We start from the raw sequence: 4,171 nt of genomic DNA on the forward strand, positions 1-4,171 counted from the left end.
TATCTTCCCGAGTATAGTCCTGATTATAACTTAATTGAATTGGTTTGGCATTCAGCAAAAGAATATATTGCCAATCGAGTTTTCAAATCAATTGAAGAATTAGAATGTTTGTTAAATCATCTTTTAAATGAAGGAGGGTTAATTATAAAATGGGTACGAAAAATAAAAAACAAAGGCAATGCTGTTATCACAGTTTAAATGCGCAACAGCTTATTTTCACTAATTTCTGTGCCATCAGTTAGGATAATTCGAGTATGCAATTCTTCTCCATATCGGATATGAATTGCAGCCCCTGTAGTGGGAATTAGACCAATGGGCAGAGTGCGCTTTCCTAGCAAAGCATTGAGCAAGGTAGATTTCCCATAATTAAACGGACCAAAGACAGCAATCCGAAATGTGGGATTTTCTAGATGGTCGCACAGGGCAATCACATCCTTTCGCAAGGGTGAGTCTTGCTCCAAATCAAGCAGACCGATAGCAGACCTAAGATAATTGACAACAGACTGATAGATTTGCTGATCTTCCATGACAATTGGTGTTCAGTAATTGGTCTTTGGTTATAAGCATTAAGCCGTCAGCCTTCAGCCGTCAGCTGACAGCTGAAGGCTTAGGTTTTTTTAATTATAATTTCAGGGTAGTTTGATATAGGTTTGAAGATGATAGGCGAAAACCCTAGATTAAGTTCGCTGACTATAGACGAAGTAAGCAAGCATACTTGGCCTAACTAACTGTTTCTGAACTTTTCGGTAATTACTTAAGTTTCCTTAGGACTTTCGTGACTTTGTCCCTCCCACAGCAAGGGATGAAGCGTAAGCACTGATGCAGCAACTACCAGCTCCCTTGAAACCCCTGACTTCAAGCACCATTAGAGCTGTTAAGGCATCTCAAAAAAAAATAAGAGAGCCGTTGGTGTGACTCTCTCGATCATCAGGGTGCATCTACTTGATCTCAGTATAGCAAGATAAATGTGGGGTGCAACCCCTCATACCTCAACGGGAGCAAAATGTTAAAAAACTTAATAGTTTGGTGAGGCTTAATGATTGGGATAATAAAGCGTTCGCGCAGCGTCGGGCTTTGCCCGAATCCCATTGATGTAGCAACCACCAGTTGACTTGAAACCCTTGACTTCAAGCACCATTAGAACTGTTAAGCCATCTCAAAAAAAATAGAGAGCCGTTGGTGTGACTCTCTCGATCATCAGGGTGCATCTACTGATCTCAGTATAGCAAGATAAGTGATGGGTGCAACCCCTCACCCCTATAGTCAAGCAAAATGTTACAAAACTTAATAGATAGGAGAGTCTGAATGATTGGGATCAAGCCTACGCACTCATGCAGCAACCACCAGTTGACTTGAAACCCTTGACTTCAAGCACCATTAGAACTGTTAAGCCATCTCAAAAAAAAAATAAGAGAGCCGTTGGTGTGACTCTCTCGATCATCAGGGTGCATCTACTGATCTAAGTATAGCAAGATAAATATGGGGTGCAACCCCTCACCCCTTAAAGCGAGCAAAATGTTACAAAACTTAATAGTGCGCATCGGCTTAATGATTGGGATCAAGCGTTCGCGCAGCGTCGGGCTTTGCCCGAATCCCATTCATGCAGCAACCACCAGTTCCCTTCAAACCTCTCACTTCAAACACGTAAAGAACTGTTAAGCCATCTCAAAAAAAAATAGAGAGCCGTTGGTGTGACTCTCTCGATCATCAGGGTGCATCTACTGATCTAAGTATAGCAAGATAAATGTGGGGTGCAACCCCTCACCCCTTAAAGCGAGCAAAATGTTACAAAACTTAATAGTGTGCTGAGGCTTAATGCTTGGGATGAAGCGTACCCACTCATACAGCAACCAGTACTTGACTTGAAACCCTTGAAACCCTTGACTTCAATCACCATTAGAATGTTTCAGCCATCTCAAAAAAAATAGAGAGCCGTGCTTGTGACTCTCTTGATCATCAGGGTGCATCTACTTGATCTCAGTATAGCAAGATAAATGTGGGGTGCAACCCCTCATCCCTTTAAACCAGCAAAATGTTATAATCCTTAATAATTTTCAGGTAGAATCCCTAGGCCAAAATCATCATGCCACTAGGCGGTAATTCAATCCTGACCGTTGCCCTACCCTGGTCATGTTGAACGATTACGGTTTGATTCTGGGGTGGATGGCGTAATTGAGAGTTACTCCAGTAACTGTTGTAGAGCAGAGTAAGGGTTGAGCCGTGGGGGTGTAGTGAGGCATCAATGGTGACGTATGCACCCCGGTTTTCAGTGCCATGGGTGTTTAAAGCAACCAGAATTTCTTGATTGTAGAGAATCCTTGACCAAGCAATTAATTCTCCAGCATCAGGAATAGCAAAAGGTTTGCCGAGATAGGAGGTTTCTCGGAGGTATTGACGACCCCCACGTAGGGTTTTTCCAATCAGGTCTTGTCGATTTCGGAGGTTTGCGATCGCAGAAATTCTGAGATAGGTGGGATGGTCTGGGTCAAAGAAGTGACAGCCACTGGTTTCAAATGCTCCAAAGCTACCCCCAAACATCGATTCACGAATATAGCGATCGCTATTGGAAATGTTGCCATACTCATTGATTGGTTCAACACTAGGGTCATGGCGGTTTTCCGTGCCATCAAAGGCTTGTTCAGTACCGTAATAGATACAGGGTATACCCAACGTGGTCAGTTGCAACCCTACCGCATGGGCTATTTGCTGGTATTTACTAGGAATAGAGTTATTAGCAGCAAACCGATGCTTGCGATCGCGTCCGACCATATCATGGTCATCTAAGATCGAAACATGATACCGTCCCGTTTCCCGGTGGCTACCAAGGATATTATGCTCCTCAAATTGATTAAAAAACTCCCTTGGTGGTGTTAATCCTTTTACCATCCGTGCTAATCGCTTTGTGGGTTCCCCAATATCAAGCACAGCATCCAAGTTGCGACCAAATACTTCCAGGTAGTTGCGGGACATATGAGCCCCATCCGTTACTTCTCCCAACAGTAGGATGTTTTCCTTACCAATCGATTCCGCATATTCCCGGATAGCACCACAAAAACTACGGGAAACTCGCCAAGGAATATGCTTAACCGTATCAATGCGAAATCCATCGCAGTCACTTAGGGCAATCCAGTATTGATAGACTTTAATAATCCCTGCTAGGACTTCCGGTTTAGCGAGATTAATGTCTTTTAAATCAAAGAAATCCCCTCGGCGAAATTCTAGCTCCGGATGCAGTTTGTCTTCCCAAGGGTCTGCACCCCATTCGTTAATATGACCAGCACGAGTGTACCAATCAATGTTTTGAAAGTCTTGAGGCCATACCCCATCAATTTCTGTAGTGATTTCGGAAATCGCTTTACCAGTGCCAGAACGCCAACTATGAACTGGATAAGGTGGTTCAAAACGGTAGGGAAGGCTAGCTTTAGGATTATCATTCTCGTCTTGGTAGAAAAAGTTATTGCCGCTGTGGTTATAAATGATGTCTAAGATCACATACATTTCCCGCTCATGGGCAGCATCCACTAAATCCCGTAAATCCTGACGGCTGCCAAATCGGGGGTCAACATCTAGGAAATTTTGAATCCCGTAGCCGTGATAGGTGTCTAGTTCAATCCGTTGTCGCCAAACTGGACCAATCCAAAGGGTAGTGACACCTAATTGTTTCAAGTAGTCCAATTTACTTTCGATTCCCTTGAGGGTACCCCCTTGAAACCTTTTTCCCTTGCTCATCCAGTCACCTTTATTTTTGGCTTTAAATTGGTTGGGGTTACTAGGGTCAAATTTTTTCCGCTCTAGTTCTAACCCATCACTGAATCGGTCAGGTAGCAGAAAGTATAGAATCTGGTCTCGCCAAGTAATCGGACTTGGATAAACATTGCCCCTCGGTTGCAGGTTGGCCTCAGCGAGGGTTTGGGGAGAGCATGGTTCAACTGGAGTAGACACGATGGAAACCTTTGGTGAATCAATGTTAGTTTCTTTAACGGTATACACCAGTAGATAATTCAATTCCGCAAAAGACTAGTGGGAGTGGGGAGTCGGGAGTGGGGAATCGGGAGTCGGGAGTGGGGAGTGGGGAGTGGGGAGTGGGGAATCGGGAATCGGGAATCGGAAATCGGGAATCGGGAATCGGGAGTCGGGAGTGGTGAATCGGGAGTAGGAATAACAAAATTGA

General features: G+C 44.0%; 3 protein-coding genes. 1 reads left to right on the forward strand and 2 read right to left on the reverse strand.

Annotated elements, in window-relative coordinates; translation table 11 throughout:
- A partial coding sequence (locus F6K20_RS26900; protein WP_287265468.1) for a transposase occupies positions 1 to 198 on the forward strand: 198 nt, incomplete at its 5' end.
- Here F6K20_RS26900 and F6K20_RS26905 read toward each other — a convergent pair.
- Both F6K20_RS26905 and F6K20_RS26910 read right to left on the reverse strand, forming a co-directional pair.
- On the reverse strand, positions 195 to 527 hold the full coding sequence (locus F6K20_RS26905) for a dynamin family protein (protein ID WP_287296683.1): 333 nt from the start codon (positions 525 to 527) through the stop codon (positions 195 to 197). The two genes, F6K20_RS26900 and F6K20_RS26905, sit on opposite strands and share 4 nt — an antisense overlap.
- 1,540 nt (positions 528 to 2,067) lie before the next feature.
- Entirely contained in the window at positions 2,068 to 3,990 is a 1,923-nt protein-coding gene (locus F6K20_RS26910) for an alpha-amylase family glycosyl hydrolase (RefSeq protein WP_008188051.1), read from the reverse strand.
- Positions 3,991 to 4,171 lie beyond the last annotated feature (181 nt).

This window comes from Moorena sp. SIO2C4 (assembly GCF_010672485.1).
Lineage (GTDB): Bacteria > Cyanobacteriota > Cyanobacteriia > Cyanobacteriales > Coleofasciculaceae > Moorena > Moorena producens.

Bases quoted from the DNA above. Each gene is read 5' to 3' on its own strand.
- F6K20_RS26905 (WP_287296683.1), bottom strand. From the start codon at position 527: ATGGAAGATCAGCAAATCTATCAGTCTGTTGTCAATTATCTTAGGTCT.